The 16,180-nt window shown below is 70.8% G+C and carries 13 protein-coding genes; 2 read left to right on the top strand and 11 right to left on the bottom strand.

Translation table 11 applies throughout. The features are described 5' to 3' along the window. Window positions 1–46: 46 nt before the first annotated feature. From ACGFSB_RS23185 to ACGFSB_RS23175, 3 genes are all read right to left on the bottom strand, one after another. A complete protein-coding gene (locus tag ACGFSB_RS23185; protein WP_393402342.1) occupies window positions 47–2,404 on the bottom strand; it encodes a glycoside hydrolase N-terminal domain-containing protein in 2,358 nt (785 codons plus the stop codon). 134 nt (window positions 2,405–2,538) lie between these two features. Beyond that, a complete protein-coding gene (locus ACGFSB_RS23180; protein WP_393402340.1) occupies window positions 2,539–3,039 on the bottom strand; it encodes a hypothetical protein in 501 nt (166 codons plus the stop codon). Window positions 3,040–3,156: 117 nt separating this feature from the next. Continuing rightward, on the bottom strand, window positions 3,157–6,069 hold the full coding sequence (locus ACGFSB_RS23175) for an ATP-binding protein (RefSeq protein ID WP_393402338.1): 2,913 nt from the start codon (window positions 6,067–6,069) through the stop codon (window positions 3,157–3,159). Window positions 6,070–6,240: 171 nt separating this feature from the next. Between ACGFSB_RS23175 and ACGFSB_RS23170 the strand changes: the two genes are divergently transcribed. Continuing rightward, the gene (locus tag ACGFSB_RS23170; protein WP_393402336.1) at window positions 6,241–6,960 is read left to right on the top strand and encodes a leucine-rich repeat domain-containing protein; all 720 of its coding nucleotides are present in this window, start codon (window positions 6,241–6,243) and stop codon (window positions 6,958–6,960) included. A 54-nt stretch (window positions 6,961–7,014) separates the two neighbouring features. Here the strand turns inward: ACGFSB_RS23170 and ACGFSB_RS23165 are convergent, their stop codons facing one another. The 6 genes from ACGFSB_RS23165 to ACGFSB_RS23140 all read right to left on the bottom strand — a co-directional run bounded on the left by ACGFSB_RS23165 (window position 7,015) and on the right by ACGFSB_RS23140 (window position 12,631). Beyond that, window positions 7,015–7,926 carry a universal stress protein gene (locus tag ACGFSB_RS23165; protein WP_393402333.1) on the bottom strand — a complete coding sequence of 304 codons (912 nt, stop codon included), beginning with the start codon at window positions 7,924–7,926 and terminating at the stop codon, window positions 7,015–7,017. Window positions 7,927–8,094: 168 nt separating this feature from the next. After that, the gene (locus tag ACGFSB_RS23160; protein ID WP_393402326.1) at window positions 8,095–8,358 is read right to left on the bottom strand and encodes a DUF397 domain-containing protein; all 264 of its coding nucleotides are present in this window, start codon (window positions 8,356–8,358) and stop codon (window positions 8,095–8,097) included. A gap of 107 nt (window positions 8,359–8,465) precedes the next feature. Beyond that, window positions 8,466–9,632 (bottom strand): thiolase domain-containing protein, encoded by a 1,167-nt coding sequence (locus ACGFSB_RS23155; RefSeq protein WP_393402767.1) that lies wholly within the window; start codon window positions 9,630–9,632, stop codon window positions 8,466–8,468. Between the two features lie 17 nt (window positions 9,633–9,649). Next, window positions 9,650–10,738, bottom strand: a complete 1,089-nt coding sequence (locus ACGFSB_RS23150; protein WP_393402323.1) for a thiolase domain-containing protein — start codon at window positions 10,736–10,738, stop codon at window positions 9,650–9,652. Beyond that, window positions 10,739–11,701, bottom strand: coding sequence for a Zn-ribbon domain-containing OB-fold protein (locus ACGFSB_RS23145; RefSeq protein WP_393402321.1), 963 nt, complete (start codon window positions 11,699–11,701; stop codon window positions 10,739–10,741). Between the two features lie 129 nt (window positions 11,702–11,830). After that, window positions 11,831–12,631: a crotonase/enoyl-CoA hydratase family protein gene (locus tag ACGFSB_RS23140; RefSeq protein ID WP_393402318.1), complete on the bottom strand. Its 801-nt coding sequence runs from the start codon at window positions 12,629–12,631 to the stop codon at window positions 11,831–11,833. A 185-nt stretch (window positions 12,632–12,816) separates the two neighbouring features. On the opposite strand from ACGFSB_RS23140, the gene ACGFSB_RS23135 reads away from it, so the two are divergent. Next, entirely contained in the window at window positions 12,817–14,430 is a 1,614-nt protein-coding gene (locus tag ACGFSB_RS23135; protein ID WP_393402316.1) for an acyl-CoA synthetase, read from the top strand. Window positions 14,431–14,495: 65 nt separating this feature from the next. Here ACGFSB_RS23135 and aroQ read toward each other — a convergent pair whose 3' ends face one another. Together aroQ and ACGFSB_RS23125 are read right to left on the bottom strand one after the other, a co-directional pair. Further along, window positions 14,496–15,086 carry a gamma subclass chorismate mutase AroQ gene (aroQ, locus tag ACGFSB_RS23130; RefSeq protein WP_393402314.1) on the bottom strand — a complete coding sequence of 197 codons (591 nt, stop codon included), beginning with the start codon at window positions 15,084–15,086 and terminating at the stop codon, window positions 14,496–14,498. A gap of 82 nt (window positions 15,087–15,168) precedes the next feature. After that, entirely contained in the window at window positions 15,169–16,014 is an 846-nt protein-coding gene (locus ACGFSB_RS23125; protein WP_393402311.1) for an alpha/beta fold hydrolase, read from the bottom strand. Window positions 16,015–16,180 lie beyond the last annotated feature (166 nt).

Genomic DNA, 16,180 nt, shown 5'->3' with positions numbered 1-16,180 from the left:
GGCCCGGCCCTGACATGTGTGCGGCGGCACGGGGCTTGCAGGGGGCTCAGTCGAAGACGTACCGCTGACCGGCCCGCGCTCTGAAGGTCTTCTCCCCGCCCTTCAACAGGTGGCTGCGCACGGTGAGTTCACGCGTCCGCGTCGCCGTGAGGACGATGCGCGTGGCGCGCCCGCCCGACCAGTCGATGTCGAGCCGCGCCCCGCCCCGCGCCCGCAGTCCGCGCACCGACCCGTCGGGCCAGCTCGCGGGCAGCGCGGGCAGCACCTCGATGACGTCGTACTGACTCTGAAGCAGCATCTCCACGACACCCGATGTCGCCCCGAAGTTGCCGTCGATCTGGAACGGCGGGTGGGTGTCCCAGAGGTTGGGCAGCGTCGATGACTTGAGCTGCTCGCTCAGCATCTTGTGCGCGTGGTCGCCGTCGCGCAGACGCGCCCAGAAGTTGACCTTCCACGCCTTGGACCAGCCGGTGCCGCCGTCGCCGCGCGCTGTGAGGGAGACCTTCGCGGCGTCGGCCCACTTGTCGCCCGGCTTGATCTGGCGCCCAGGGTGCAGGGCGTAGAGGTGCGAGACGTGCCGGTGGTCGTCGGTCTTGTCGTCCAGGTCCGCCTTCCACTCCTGGAGTTGCCCCCAGGAGCCGACGCGCAGGCCGGGATCGAGCTTGCCGAGTGTCTTCTCGAGTTCGGCGCGGAAGGCCGCCGAGTCACCCAGGATGCGGGCGGCTTCAAGGGTGTTGGTGAGCAGATCGTGGACGATCTGCTGGGCCATGGAGTCGCCCGCGGTGAAGTCGCCGTGCTCGGGCGAGTAGCTGGGGGTGACGACGAGGGTGCCGTCGCGCGGGTCGGTGCGGAGGTTGTCGAGCCAGAACTCGGCGGCTTCCTTCATCGCCGGATAGGCGGTGGAGCGCAGATAGTCCGTGGAGCCACCGAAGCGGTAGTGCTCGTAGAGCTGTGCGGTGAGCCAGGCGGCCGCCTCGGGGAACCAGAACGCGGTCGACCAGTCGTGCACTCCGGTGAAGCCGTAGGGGTTGGTCTCGTTGTGGACCACCCAGCCCCGTGACCCGAACATCTCCTTTGCCGTACGTCGTCCAGGTGCGCGCAGCGCCTCGACGAAGCGGTCGTACGGGGCGGTGGTCTCGGCGAGGTTGGCGGCCTCGGCGAGCCAGTAGTTCATCTGGAGGTTGATGTTGGTGTGGTAGTCGGCGGACCAGGGCGGGGTGGTGCTGTTGTTCCATACGCCCTGGAGGTTGGCGGGCAGCGATCCGGCCCGGGACGAGGCGATGAGGAGGTAGCGCCCGTACTGGAAGAAGAGCGCTTCGAGAGCACGGTCGGCCGCGCTCGCGCCTCCCCCGTATCCCTTGAGCAGTTGGTCGGTCGGGACATCGGCCGGTGTGGACTGACCGATGTCGAGGGCCACGCGGCCGAAGAGGTCGCCGTGGTCGCGGAGATGGCGGGCGCGGAGTGTGCCGTGCCCCTCGGCGATGGCCTTGTCGACGGTGCGGGTGACGGTGGCGTGCGGGTCGTCGCCGCGGTAGTCGGGGTAGGTGTCGGCGTAGTCGGTGCCCGCGGCGAGCGCGAACCAGACGTGGTCGGCGCCGGTGACGGTGATGCTGCCGTCCGCGTTCGCCGTGCGCGTGCCACCTTGGTGCACGACACGCAGCTGGGCCTCGAACTTCAGGCCGTTGTCGGCGAGTTCACCACGTACGACGATGCGGTCGCCTGCTGCCTTCGCGGTGAAGTCGGCACGGGGTGAGGTGTGGCGCAGGGTGCAGCTGACGCTCGCGGGGCGGTCCGCGGAGAGGCGGCCGACGAGCACACCGTCGGGGTACGAGGCGAAGAACTCCCGGTCGTGGCGGACCTGTTGGTGGGTGTACGTGACGGTCGCGAGGGCCTGGCGGAGGTCGAGGGAGCGGCGGTACGTGGCATCGGGTGCGTCCGGAGCGCCGGGGACGTCGAGGTGCAGATCACCGAAGGTCTGGTGGGCGCCGTAGCCGCGCCGGGCCTGGCCCAGTTTACCCGCGACGGTGTCGGGGTCGAGCTTGCCCTTGCCGTCGAGCTCCTCACGTACCGCGTCGAGGGCGTCGGGTCTTGCCTCGCGCCAGTTTCCGAAGTCGTAGCCCTCACGGGAGCCGGGGCCGCCGGTCCACAGGGTCTTCTCGTTGAACTGGAGCCGTTCGGAGGCGAGGGTGCCGAAGACCATGGCGCCCAGTGCGCCATTGCCGATGGGGAGGGCTTCGCGCTCCCAGTCGGCGGCGGGCGTCGCGTACCAGAGCGTTGACGCATCGGACGTGGATTCATCGGATGTGTCACGTCTGCTCTGTTCGCCCTCCACTGCGGACGCGGTACCGGCGAGCGCGCTTCCACCCGCTGCCAGGGCGACCGCTCCGCCGACAGCGGACCTCATGGTGGTCCTTCGTGTGATCCCAGGAGTCATGACCGGTTACGTTAAAAGTCCGATGACTGGCCTGGCAAGGCGCATGACAAAACCCACCCTCCGACAGAAGGGTGGGTGAGCGGGTGGCGGTCGTCCCGGGTGCTTCAGCTCTGCTGGAAGAGCTCCGCGGGCAGCGGCTTCAGGAGGGCGTACAGATCGTCGGTGATCGGCCGGTCCCAGGCGGCGATGGTGACGAGGACGCCGTCGCTGCGGTCGAACTGCACGCAGGAGATACGGCTCTCGGAGAGCTTGAGGCGGCGCACGATGAGGAGGTTGTCGCCCTGCATCACCGGCATGTCCTCGGTAGAGGTGACTGTGACCTCCTCCTCGTTCTCGAGGGCGAGCAGCAGCTGGGCCACCTCGAAGGGGACCTCGTCGTCGGCGGTGTCGCGCGCCGGGGAGCCCTCGGGCAGATTGCCGATGATCATCGCGGGGCCGCGGCCGCCGAAGAGGTCGTAGCGCAGGAAGACACCCTGACAGCTGCCGTCGGGCGCGGGCAGCAGGCCCGCACCGAGGTTGCCGGGCCAGTCACCCGGGTCCATGGCGAGGACATCGAAGTCCGGGCCGGCGGGAGTGGCGGCGCTGCGGCGGCGGAGGAAGGACATCCGCCAATGGTACGTGTCCCGCGGTGCTTGTCGGCGCGGGGGCGACGCGGGATCGGCGCGGGATCGGCGCGGGGGCGACGCCGGTCCTTGCCGTGTGCTCGGCGGGTGGGCTGGTGTTCAGTGCGAGGTCAGCGGGGGTGGTGGGGGTGATGGGGCGCCGAGCGCCGCCGCGAGACCTGAGTGATCCGTTCCGACTTTCCGGTACACGGCGGAGAGCAGCCGTACGACGGTCGGCTCGTCGGTGTGCAGTTCCTCGGCGACGCGGGCGGCGGACTCGCCGCGGACGGTGAGCAGGGCGGCGGTGCGCTCGCGCCCGGTGAGCGCGTCCGTCTCGGTGCTGTGCAGCAGGCGGGGGCGCAGGCCCGCTGCCGCCAGCTCGTCGCGGGCCCGCTCGACAAGGCCGTCGGCGCCGCATTGAACGGCCGCGTCGAGCCCGCGGTAGAGGGGGTCGGCGGCGTCCTTGGGGCGTCCCGCACGGCGCAGCTCGGCGCCGAGAGCGACCAGCGCGCAGGCGAGTTCGTACGCCGCCGGCGACCGCTCCAGGTGGCTGACGGACTCCTCGAGGAGCTTGACGCGCGCGGAGCCCGACGCGACGTCGGCGGTGATCCGCAGCGCCTGCCCGACCGCCGAAGCGGTGGCGAACCTGCGGGCGCGCCTGACCGCGTCGTACGCGGTGGCGAGTGCGCGCTCCGGGGCGTCGTAGGCCTCGGCGAGCGCGAGGTGGAGCTGCCAGGGGCACCAGGCGGGGTTGCGCATTCCGCGAGGGTCGAGGCGGCGTCCCGCGGCGGCGAGTTCGGCCGCCGCGTCCTTGGTGAGGCCGCGGGCCAGGAGCAGTTCGCCGTGCACGGCCTGCGCGTCGGGGAAGACGACGGCGGCGGGGAACGGCGCCCCGAAGCCGTACTCCTCCGCGGTCCTGGTGGCCTCGGGCACGCGGCCCCTGGCCAGCAGGATCTCGATGAGGATGCCGACGGCGTACCAGTGGGCGGGCGTGCCGGGACCCACGCGTTCGGCGATCCGCAGTCCCGCGCGCACGAAGTCCTCGGCTTCGGCGAGACGACCGCGGCGGAAGCGTACGTAGGCGAGAAGGGTGTACGCGAACGACAGATGGGCGCCGCGCCAGCCCTGGCGTTCGAAGTCGGCGATCCCGGCGGCGAAGAGCTCCTCGGCCCGTCCTGGCCGGTCGGCGTACAGGAAGGTGAGCGCGACGAGCACGGGGACCTCGAAGCCCCGGTCGTTCTCCGCCCAGCCGAGCCCGCCGACCAGGGCGCGCTCGGCGTGCCGGACGGCGGTCCCGGCGGGTTCGGCGCGCAGCGTCGCGTCCCAGGCGCGCAGGCCGATGATGTACCGCTCGGTGAGATCGCGGCCCGGCAGCCGGTCGGCGAGGCGGGCCAGGCGCCGTGAACGGGCGGGTGAGTCCGGCTCGTCGGCACGGAAGGCGTCCCACATGAACTGCTCGGCCTGCATCCGGATCCGTACCCGTGGCTCGGTGGTCACACGGATCTCGCGGGCGAGGGTGTCGGAGGCTTCGCCAAGACGGTCGGCGTGCGCGAGAACCTGGGAGAGGCGGTAGACGATGCCCTGGCGCAGGGCGGGGTCGGTGATGGGCTCTTCGAGGGCGGCGCGCAGATGGTTGACGGTCGTCGCCGGTTCCGTCAGGAGCGAGGCGCAGCCCAGTTCGTAGAGGACGGCGGCGCGGTCCTCCCAGGGCGGCGGTTCGCGCAGGGCGCGGGCGAGATAGCGGCGGGCGGCGTCGGGGGCACCCGCGCGGACGGTCTCGCGGGCGGCGGCCCGCAGTTGCTGCACCACCCAGGTGTCGCCGTCGGGATGGACTTCGAGAAGATGCCGGGCGGCGGCGGAAGCGCCGAGCCCCGCGTTGACGACGGACCAGGCCGCCTGCCCGTGCAGGGCGACGCGTACACCGGCGGGGATCGCGCGGTAGACGGCGGTGGCGATCAGCGGGTGCACGAACTCGAGGATGTCGGCGCCGGTGAGGACGCGGGCGCGGCGCAGCCGGTCGGCACAGTCGGCGGCCTCCCGCTCACCGATGCCCGCGACGGCGGCGGCGAGCGTTTGGGGGATGGCGATGCCGAGGACGGCGCAGGCCCAGGCGAACCGGACGGTGGAGGTGCCCAGACGCTCCAGACGGGCGACGAGGCCGCTGCCCTTCACGGCTGCCGCGAGGTCGCGAAGCAGATGCGCGCCCGCCTCGTCGGGCACGAGCCCGCGGTCGTGCACCTTCGCGGTGAGCTCGACCGCTTCGAACGGGTTGCCCGCGGTGACCGCCCAGCATTCGCGGCAGAACGCGTCGTCGGCGCGGGCGCCGAGCGATTCGCGTACGAGGTGGGCGACGGCGGTGGCGCTGAGCGGTTCGAGTCCGATGGGCCGCTGGCCCGCCCGTCCGGGCAGGCCTCTGAACTCCTCGGCGTGGTCCGGCAGTTCCTCAGGCCGGTAGGCGACGACGAGGAGCAGCGGCAGGGCCTCCGCGCGCGGCGCGAACGCGGAGAGCCAGCCCAGCGATTCGGCGTCGGCCCAGTGCGCGTCGTCGACGACGACCACCAACGGGGCGCGCTGCACGGCGAGATGGGTGAGCACCCAGTCGAGCCCGTCGCGCAGGCCCTGCGGGTCGGGCGGGGCGCCGTCCTGGGCGGTGCAGAGCCCGAGGGCGGGGCCGACGATGGCGTACCAACTGCCCAGCGAAGCCCGCAGTTCGGCGTCCGGGACGGAGGCGAGCAGGGGCTGCACCAGTTGCCGGGCGACGTGGAAGGCGACGCGCTGCTCCTGGTCACCGCCGCGCGCCGACGCGACGGTGCAGCCCTTGGCCGATGCTCGTCGGCGTGCCTCGGCGAGGAGGGAGGTCTTGCCGAGCCCGGCGCGCCCGGCGAAGGCGATGAGCGCGCCCCGGGACCGGTCCGGGGGTTCGCTGCCATCGCGCGAGAGACCGCACAGTTCACTCAGGGCCTCGTCGACTGCCGCGAGTTCACCTTCGCGCTCGAAGAGGGTCCGCCTGCCGTGCGTGTTGTGCTGCACCATGGGACACCCCCTGCCACGGTGGTGCGCCGGGCGCTTCCCGCGGCGCACACCTTGGCCTTCAGGCACTTCAGATTACGCCCGCGGGGCCCGCAGGGAGCCGATTCGGCGACAGCGGTGCGATTGGCTAGGTTCATCCACTCCGGACGAAGAGAACCCCCTGTGAGGATCGGCGTGGAGAACGTACTCAACTACTGGCACGGCGGCCTGAGCGAGATCCCGGATGAGGTGTGGCAGCGCCCGTACCTGGAGGTCCTGCTCCTGCCCGACAACGCGCTGACCAGCGTCCCCGCCCGGATCGGCACCTTGAAGGCGCTGCACACACTGGATCTCGGCCACAATCGCCTGACGTCGGTCCCGCCCGAACTCGGCGACCTGAGCGCCCTGAGCCGCTTCCTCTACCTCCACGACAATCACCTCACGTCGCTGCCGGAGTCCTTGGGCCGCCTGAAGCGTCTGACGTATCTGAACGTGGGTGAGAATCAGCTGACAGCGCTGCCGGACGCGCTGGGTTCCCTACGGTCACTGGTGGAACTGCGCGCCCAGCGCAATCGCCTCGCGGAACTCCCGGCGTCTCTGGGCGACTTGACGGCCCTGCGCGAGCTGTGGCTGCGCGGCAATCACCTCACGTCACTCCCCGCCTCGGTCGGCCACCTCAGTGAGCTGCGCGAACTTGAACTGCGTGAGAACGAGTTCACTGCCGTGCCCCAGGCGCTGCGCGGCCTCCCCCGGCTCCGCAGACTCGACCTGCGGGCGAACCGCCTGCGGGAGCTGCCCGACTGGATCGCCGCGTTGCCCGCCCTGGAGAAGCTGGACCTGCGCTGGAACGCGGTCTCCGTACCGGCGGAGCTGCTGCGGAGGCTGGAGGGCCAGGGCTGCGTGGTCCTGAAGTGAGGGCACGCCCCCGGTGCTGTCGCAGGCGACGGCGACGACACGCGAGGGCGACGGCTACCGGGACTCACGGGGCACCACGGCCACCGCGCCCCTCGCATGCAACAGCACCGCATTGGTCACCGACCCCACCAGCCTCCCCAGCGGCATTCGGCTCTGATGCCGCCCCACCACCACGAGCTCCGCGTCCCGCGAGGCGTCCACGAGGAGGGCCGCAGCGTCCCCCGGGAGGACCTCCCGCTCGACATTCACGTTCGGATACCGCTCCTGGAAGGGCGCGAGCCGCTGGCCGGCGAGCTCCGTGTACTCCGCCGATGTCGCCGCGTCCGCTTCCGCCGATGTCACGAAGTCGCCGGTGGCCGTGTAGACGAGGACGGGCCCGGGATAGGCGCAGACGACCCGGAGCAGCGCGCCCCGCAGAGCCGCTTCCGCGAAGGCGAAGCCGATCGTTTCATCGTGCGGGGAGAGCGCGTCGAGGCCGAGCACCACGCACGGTTCGCCGCCCGCCTCGGGCTCATCGCCCGGCCGGACCACCACCACGGGGCACGCCGCTTCCCGCGCACACGCGAGACCCTGCGACCCGAGCAGCAGGCTGGTGAACCCGCCCCTCCCCCGCGACCCGACGACCAGCAGCCGCGCCACGTCCCCGAGCCGTGGAATGTCCCGCCCCGGCGTGCCCTCCACGACATCGAAGGCCAGCGGAGGCAGCTCAGGCCGCCTTTCCATGGCCCGGCGCGCACGGTCGATGACCGGGTCTGCGTCGCGGCGGTGGTCGATGGTCGGCATACGTGGCCCGTCGGCCAGCGGCATCGCGTACTGCCGCACATGCACGATCCGCAGCGGCACACCGCGCAGCCGCGCGGCGGTCAGCGCCCACTCCAGGGCGTGATCGCTCCCGGCCGACCCGTCGACGGCGACCACAACAGGTTCAACGGGTCCAACGGATCCAACAGGCGTGTCGGCACTCATGGCTTCCTCGTCTCCGGCGCAAGGCCAAGGTCGACAGGATCCGCTTCCGGGACCGGCCTCGCTCAGGAGGCGGGCCCGGCACGGAGTCCGAAGTCACCAGGTCAGCACGGCGGAGGCCGCCGACAGTCGCGACAGCCGGAGACGAGGGTCCACAACGCCCCGCACGGCCTACGTCAGATCGAACTCCCCGGCGCGCGCGCCGTGCACGAAGGCTCCCCATTCGGCCGGGGTGAAGATCAGGGACGGGCTCTCGGGACGGCCTGCGTTGCGCATCGCGATGAAACCCTCGACGAAGGCGATCTCCACATCACCCCGCCCCTCGCTGCTGGATCGCCAGTCCGCGGTACTGAGGTCGAGCTCCGGCTTGTCCCAGCCCGTGAGCGGGCGCTGCTGACCTGCGAGCGGATGCTGCTGAATGGTGCTTTCGGCCACGTCCGTGCTCCTCCCGATGCGTCGTCCGGCCGACAGCCTAGCTTTCGGTTCGGGTGCCGGACAGGCCGCGGAAGGAGGACGGCGTCCTGTCCGGCGTGACGGGCCCCTCACGTCGTGGGCCGGTCCGTGCCGACGAGCCACATGGAGAAGAACTGCGAGCCGCCTCCGTAGGCGTGCCCGAGCACTCTGCGGGCCCCGTCGATCTGGTGCTCGCCCGCCTGGCCGCGCACCTGAAGTGCCGCTTCGGCAAAGCGGATCATGCCCGATGCACCGATGGGATTGGTCGACAGAACGCCGCCCGACATGTTGACGGGCAGATCGCCGTCCAGCTCCGTGACGCCCGATTCGGTCAGTTTCCAGCCCTCGCCCTCCTCGGCGAAGCCCAGGTTCTCCAGCCACATCGGCTCGTACCAGGAGAACGGCACGTACATCTCGACGGCGTCGATGTCGCGCCGCGGGTCCGTGACGCCCGCCTGCCGGTAGACGTCGGCCGCGCAGTCCTTGCCCGCCTGCGGCGATACGAAGTCCTTGCCCGCGAAGAGAGTCGGCTCGCTGCGCATCGCGCCGCCGTGCATCCAGGCGGGCGGCCGGGGCGAACGGGCCGCGCCCGCACGGTCGGTGAGGATCATCGCGCAGGCCCCGTCGGACGACGGGCAGGTCTCGGAGTAGCGGATCGGGTCCCACAGCATGGGCGCTGCCTGGACCTTCTCCAGGGTGATGCCCTTCTCGTGCAGGTGGGCGTAGGGGTTCTTCAGGGCGTTGCGCCGGTCCTTGTACGCGACGAGCGAGCCGACCGTGTCGGGGGCGCCGGTGCGCCGCATGTACGCGCGCACGTGCGGGGCGAAGAAGCCGCCCGCGCCCGCGAGGAGCGGCTGCTGGAAGGGGATGGGGAGGGACAGCCCCCACATGGCGTTGGATTCCGACTGTTTTTCGAAGGCGAGGGTCAGCACGGTGCCGTGTACGCGGCCCGCGACCAGGTTCGACGCGACCAGTGCCGTGGAGCCGCCGACGGAGCCAGCCGTGTGGACGCGCAGCATCGGTTTGCCGACCGCGCCGAGTGCGTCGGCGAGGTACAGCTCGGGCATCATCAGGCCCTCGAAGAAGTCGGGGGCCTTGCCGATGACGACGGCGTCGATGTCGGCCCACGTCAACTCGGCGTCCGCGAGTGCCCGTTGGGCGGCCTCCCGGACGAGCCCCGCGATGGAGACATCCCGCCGCGCGGCGACATGCTTGGTCTGCCCGATGCCGACGACGGCCACGGGCTCCTTGCCCACCTTGCCCACCCCACTCATCACGACTCTCCTTCGAGGACGGCGACCAGGTTCTGCTGGAGGCAGGGACCGGATGTGGCATGGGCGAGCGCCCGGTCCGACTCGCCCCGGTGGATGCGGGCGGCGGCCTCACCGAGCCGGATCAGACCGGCGGCCATGACGGGGTTCGCGGCGAGCGCGCCCCCGGACGGGTTCACCGCGACACTCTCGCCCAGCTTCAGCGCCTTGCGCAGGACGACCTCCTGGGAGGTGAACGGCGCGTGCAACTCGGCGGTGTCCACGGGCCGTTCGAAGGCGCCGGCCCGCTCGGCGGCCAGGCGGCTCGACGGCGAGTCCGTGAGGTCGCGCACGCCGAGGCTGTGCGCCTCGATGCGGTGGTCGATGCCACGGATCCACGCGGGCCGCTCGCACAGTTCACGGGCCCGCTCCCCCGCCGCGAGGATGACGGCGGCGGCCCCGTCCCCGACGGGCGGGCAGTCGCCGGTACGGAGCGGACGTACGACGTAGTCGCCCTGCGGCACCGAACCCCTCAGCTGCGCGTGGGAGTTCGCGGACGCGTCCCGACGGCTGCGCGACGCGACCCCGGCGAGCGCGGGCTCGTCAGCGTCCCCCGCGTCGATGAGGGCCTGCGCCTGGAGGGCGGCGAGGGCGACCGAGTCCGGCCACAGGGGCGCCACGTAGTACGGGTCGAGCTGCCGGGTCAGTACGTCACGTACCGACCCCGGCGACGATTTGCCGTACGCGTACACGAGCGCGGTGTCGGCCTCTCCGGTGAGCAGCTTCGTCCACGCCTCGTACAGCGCCCAGGCGCCGTCCATCTCGACGTGCGACTCGGAGATCGGCGGCCAGGCGCCCACCCCGTCGAGCGCCATGGTGAAGGAGAAGGCGCGCCCCGCGAGATAGTCCGACGAGCCGGAGCAGGTGAAGCCGATGTCACTCGTCTTCAGCCCGGTGGCGTCGAGGACTTGGTGCAGGACCGGCATGAGCATCTCCACCTCGGAGAGCTCGTCGGATGAGCGCAGATGGTCGGTCTGCCCGAAGGCCACGATGGCGATGTCCCTGACGGGCCGCATCACGGAGGCCTTCCTGGACGTCTTCCCGGACGGCATCTACACCATCTCCTTGTACGTGTCGTAGTCGGCGTCCGGCTCGCCCGTGGGCCGGTAGTGATCGGGGAAGCGGGCGTCGTCGGCCCACACCGGTTCGACGCGCAACCCCATCCGCACCTGGTCGTAGGGGATGCCCGCGATGCGCGCGTGCAGGGCGAGGTCGGCGCCGTCGAGGGCGATGTGCGCGTAGACGTAGGGCACTTCGATGTCGAGGTTCTTCGCCTTGATGTTGACGATGCAGTAGGTGGTGACGGTGCCGCGCGGCCCGACCTCGACCGCGTCGGTCGTGGCGACACCGCAGGTGGGGCAGGCGCCGCGGGGCGGGACGTAGACCTTGTGGCAGGAGGGGCAGCGCTCGCCGACGATCTTCTGGCCGGAGAGCGCGTTGATGTAGCGGGTCTGTGCGCCGCCGGGTGAGTAGGTGTAGTCGAGGCGCGCGGGGGCGACGATGCCGGTGACGGGTTCGCTGAACTCACCGTCGTGCGACCTGACTTCACCGCCCCCTCCCTCCTCGTCGTACGCCTCGAAGCAGGCGATGTCGGTGATGGCGCCGGCGCGTTCCTCGGCCCACCGGATCCGGACGCGCATCCCGCTGCTGACCGCGTCGGGCCCCGGCGCGTCCAGGGCGTGCAGCAGGGCGGTGTCGGCGCCGTCGAGCTTCACCAGGACCCAGGCGAAGGGGGTGTCCAGGGGCTGCCCCCTGCGGGGCTCGTGGTTCCAGGCCCAGGTGGTGACGGTGCCGGTGGCCGCGACCTCGACCAGGTCACGTATCTCGTCGGCGGTCACGGGGTCGTACTCGACGGGCGGCACGAGCGTCCGCCCGTCCTGCGTCTTCACCCCGAGAACGGTGCGCTCACGCAGCCCGGTGAGAAAGGCACTCTGCACGGGCCCGAGCGAACGGGTGAAGGGAAACTCGACAACCAGTGGGGCACGAAGCACTTCGGGTGAGGGAGCGGATGCCATGAGCAGAACTCCGTTTCCAAGCGATGGGAGCGGCGGGGGGCGCCCCGTCAGGGGCGCGGGGCTGTATCGATATGCGGCTCCGCCGCGTGGGCGCGACCGGCCACGACGGCCCCGCAGTCGGAGAACGACCTACGCGCGCCGGAACACCGGGGCCCGTTTCTCCGCAAAGGCTCTGGAGCCCTCCTTCGCATCGGCGGTGTCGAAGATCGGCCACCCCCGCTTCAGCTCAGCCGCCAGGCCGTCCGCCTCGGACATCTCCGCGGCCTCGTACACGGACGCCTTCACCGCCTCGACGGCCAGCGGCCCACACGCGTTGATCTGCTCGGCGATGGCAAGAGCCTTCTCCAGCGCGGTGCCATCCGGGACGACATGCCCGACGAGCCCGATCGAGGCCGCCTCGGCAGCCGAGTAGGGACGCCCGGTGAGCAGCATCTCCAAGGCGTGCGTACGAGGAATCTGCCGCGGAAGTCGCACCGTCGAGCCGCCGATCGGGAACAGCCCGCGCTTGACCTCGAAGAGGCCGAACGTCGCGGACTCGCCCGCGACGCGGATGTCCGTGCCCTGGAGGATCTCCGTGCCGCCCGCGACGCAGTACCCCTCGACCGCCGCGATGACGGGTTTGCGGGGGCGGTGGTGGCGCAGCATGGCCTTCCAGTGCAGATCGGGGTCGGCTTTCATGCGGTCTCGGTACTGCTCACCGTCCATCCCCTTGCCCGCGAGGGCCTTGAGGTCCATTCCGGCGCAGAACGCGCCGCCCGCGCCGGTGAGTACGACGGAGCGGATCGCGTCGTCCTCGTCGGCGGCCAGCCATCCGTCGTAGAGGCCCACCAGCATCGGCAGCGAGAGCGCGTTCTTCGCCTCCGGCCGGTTGAGCGTGAGTATCAGTGTGGCGCCTTCGCGCTGCACAGCGAGATGTTCTGTCCCACCCATAGCCGTGCTCCCTCCCTGACCGCCTGCTGTCGGCTTCGGACCTGGAACAGGTTGCAGTAGGCGGGGAGTCAGTTCAATAGTTTTCTGACAGTCAGTCAGATTTCTTGAACGAGCACCCTTCCCACTTGTGGGCGCCTCTGCTCTGATGACCGCCAGAAGAGATGACGCCGGGGTCAGGAGGAGCGGTGGAGTACAACCTTGCCGACCTGTTCGAGTCGGTCGTCGACGTGGTCCCCGACCGCGAGGCGCTCGTGTACATCGATCACCCCGGCACCGGGGCGGAACGCAGGCTGACGTACGCCGAGCTCGACCGGGCCGCCAACCGCATCGCACACCATCTGATCGACAGCGGTCTCGAGCCCGGCGAACATCTGGGGCTCCACCTCTACAACGGCGTCGAGTACCTCCAGACCGTGCTCGCCTGCCTCAAGGCACGCCTCGTGCCGGTCAACGTCAACTACCGCTATGTGGAAGAGGAGTTGGCCTACCTCTACCGGGACGCGGACCTCTCCGCGCTCGTCTTCGACGCGGAGTTCACCGAGCGGGTCGCGGCCACGCTGCCGCGGGCGGAGAAGCTGCGGCATCTGGTGCGGGTGGGGGCTCCGCCCGCCGACGCCCCCGAGCTCGACGTAGTCGGCTTCGCCGAGGCGGATGCGGCGGGTTCGCCGGAGCGCGGATTCGCGGCACGCTCGGCCGACGACCTGTTCATCATCTACACCGGCGGCACCACCGGTATGCCCAAGGGCGTCATGTGGCGCCAGGAGGACCTGTTCTTCGCCGGACTCTTCGGCGGCGAGCCCACGGGCGAGCCGGTGAAGCGGCCCGAGGAACTGGCAGAACGCGTCGCGGCGGGCGGAGCCGGCCTCACGTTCTTCCCGGCTCCCCCGCTGATGCATGGCACATCGACGCTGACATCGTTCATCGCCTTCAACTACGGCCAGCGGGTGGCCATTCACCGCAAGTACGTCCCCGAAGAGGTGCTCCGCACCATCGAGCGGGAGAAGGTCTCCAGTGTGTCGCTGGTGGGCGACGCCATGCTGAGGCCCCTCATAGACGCCTTGCGCGGCCCACTCAAGGGCACCGATCTCTCCTCGCTGTTCAGCGTCTCGTCATCCGGGGCGATCATGTCGGAGACGGTACGTGCCCAGTTCCAGGAGCTGGCCCCCAACGTCCTGCTCCTGAACAACTTCGGCTCGTCGGAGTCCGGATCCAACGGTAAAGCGACGGACGACTCGGGCCCGGAGAAGGGTTTCCGCCTGGAAGTCAACGAACGTACGCAGGTGGTGGATCTGGTCACCCACGAGCCGGTGCCGGTGGGCGAGCCGGGCCGCCTGGCCCAGCGCGGCCATGTGCCGCTCGGCTACTACAACGACCCGGCGAAGACCGCCGAGACCTTCTTCCAGAAGGGCGACGAGCGCTGGGTACTGCTCGGCGACATGGCCACCGTCGACGAGCAGGGCATCGTCACCGTCCTCGGACGTGGCTCGCAGTGCATCAACACCGGCGGCGAGAAGGTGTATCCGGAGGAGGTCGAGCAGGCGCTGAAGTCCCATCCGGATGTGTACGACGCGCTGGTCGCCGGAGTCCCCGACGAGCGCTGGGGCAATCGCGTGGCCGCGGTCGTCCAACTCCGTGACGGTGTGGCCCCCTTGGACCTCGAAGCCATCCAGACCCACTGCCGCACGCGGCTGGCCGGTTACAAGATCCCCCGAGCCCTGGTCATCACTGACGACATCCAGCGCTCACCGAGCGGCAAAGCAGACTACCGGTGGGCGAAGGCGGTGGCTGCGGGGGGCTGATTTCGCGGGGTAATCGGGGGCGGGCGGGAAAAAATCCGTCGCGAAGCGGCGGTCCGGAAAAGCCGTCAGCCAGAGCAGACAGACGGAAGGGCCCGTCCCAGAGCCACGGTGTGCAACACGTCAAGCTGCCGCTCACCCCGCACCCGTACGCCCGCCACAGTCAGAAGCCCACGGCAAGACGGCGATGTCCGCGCGGACGGCGAGCCCGCGATCCCCCGAACCAACTCCCCGTTCACCCGATTGATCTCCTTGCGGACCTCCGCAAGATCAGGCCGCTCCTCCGGCCCAGGCGCCTGCGAAGGATCCGCGTCCCACCGCCGGTGCAGCTCCCGCTGCACCACCTTGTTGGCCTCGATCTGGTCCCGGAAGATCCGTACGGTCGCCTCGGGATCGGCACCCAACTCCCGCGCCTGTCGCGCGACATCGTCAAGAACCTGCTTCTCCCGGGCTGGGTCGTCGATGGGGCTGTCCGTGCCGTACTTCGCGGCGGCGACAAGATCAGCCGTGGCCAGGCGCTGTGCGGCGAGATCGGCCAGCGAATGGAGCCGGGTGTACGACCCCGCAGAGTCGAAGGACGAAGCGACCTCGGACCGCTGCGCCGGACCGGCGGCGGCAGCGGCAACGCCCCCGCTCCCGGCCAGCAGAGCCACACTCACGGCCCCAGCAGTGAACAGACGCCCCGCGGACGAGGTACAACGCACAGTGACTCCTCTGGTAGCCCTAGCCCCGGTCATAGCCCTAGTCCTGCGCAAGGAACCCTGCCACACGCCGCGCGAACCACTCCGGATCGTCCAGCCACGGAAAGTGCCCGCCGCCCGGCTGCACTTGGCGCACGCCGCCCGGGAAGAAGCCGGCGAACTCCTGCGCGTGAGCGGGGTTCGGAACCCCGTCGTACTCACCCGCGAGGACAAGCACCGGAGCCGTAAGTCCGGCCAGGGCGGCACGCGTGGCGGCCGGGTCGAACGCACCCTCTCCGTAGAACACACCGGCGGCCTCGGCGTTCTTCTCCCGCGCGCTCGCCGCCTGGTGGGCCCGCGCCGCAGCGTCCCAGCGCCCGTAGGCCAGCGGCACGATGGCGTCCCACACCTCGAAGGGGCTGCGTCCGGCCTCGATCTCGTCAAGGGCGGCCTCGGCGGCCGGATACCAGGGCTCGTCCTTGTGGGCGAGGGCGGCCTCACGGTGATCCCGGGCGCCCGGGGCGAGGCCCAGCGACTGGGTGGCCGGGGTGATCAGGACGAGGCGGCGGATCCGCTTCGGATGGCGTGCCGCGTACAGCGTGGCGATGTTGCCCGCCGCCGAATGGCCGAGCAGGTCGATCTCGTCGAGGCCCAGGTGCTCGCGCAGCGCCTCGACGTCGTCCACGAGCCGGTCGCAGCGGTACGTCGCCGGGTCGGCCGGCACCGCGGAGTCGCCCGTGCCGCGCAGGTCGAGCAGGATCAGACGGCGGTGTGCCGTCAGGCCGCCGAGATCGCCGAAGTAGGCGGAGGCGCGCATGGGGCCGCCCGGCAGGCAGAGCAGCGGCTCGCCCTCCCCCTTCTCGTGGTAGGCGAGCCCGGTCCCGTCGTATGCGGTGAATGTCGGCATGGGGGTGATCATCACATCCCGCACCGCACCCGGACAATGCCGTTCCGCCGTAGCGGCGCCCCAGCTCAAAGCGGCCGTGCGTGATCTCTTGACGGCCGCCCCCAGGGCTGGATTACTGAGCTCGACAGAAGATCCACGACCGAATGATCGGTCGCCCGTTTGGGAC

The organism is Streptomyces sp. NPDC048441 (assembly GCF_043200235.1).
Lineage (GTDB): Bacteria > Actinomycetota > Actinomycetes > Streptomycetales > Streptomycetaceae > Streptomyces.
The sequence above is the reverse complement of the archived record's forward strand: the minus strand, read 5'-3'. Positions and strand labels throughout refer to the sequence as shown.

Coding starts and splice junctions, on each gene's coding strand:
- ACGFSB_RS23175 (WP_393402338.1), bottom strand. CDS start 6,069: ATGGTGCAGCACAACACGCACGGCAGGCGGACCCTCTTCGAGCGCGAA.
- ACGFSB_RS23185 (WP_393402342.1), bottom strand. CDS start 2,404: ATGAGGTCCGCTGTCGGCGGAGCGGTCGCCCTGGCAGCGGGTGGAAGC.
- ACGFSB_RS23125 (WP_393402311.1), bottom strand. CDS start 16,014: ATGCCGACATTCACCGCATACGACGGGACCGGGCTCGCCTACCACGAG.
- ACGFSB_RS23180 (WP_393402340.1), bottom strand. CDS start 3,039: ATGTCCTTCCTCCGCCGCCGCAGCGCCGCCACTCCCGCCGGCCCGGAC.
- ACGFSB_RS23140 (WP_393402318.1), bottom strand. CDS start 12,631: ATGGGTGGGACAGAACATCTCGCTGTGCAGCGCGAAGGCGCCACACTG.
- ACGFSB_RS23145 (WP_393402321.1), bottom strand. CDS start 11,701: ATGGCATCCGCTCCCTCACCCGAAGTGCTTCGTGCCCCACTGGTTGTC.
- ACGFSB_RS23150 (WP_393402323.1), bottom strand. CDS start 10,738: ATGCCGTCCGGGAAGACGTCCAGGAAGGCCTCCGTGATGCGGCCCGTC.
- ACGFSB_RS23165 (WP_393402333.1), bottom strand. CDS start 7,926: ATGAGTGCCGACACGCCTGTTGGATCCGTTGGACCCGTTGAACCTGTT.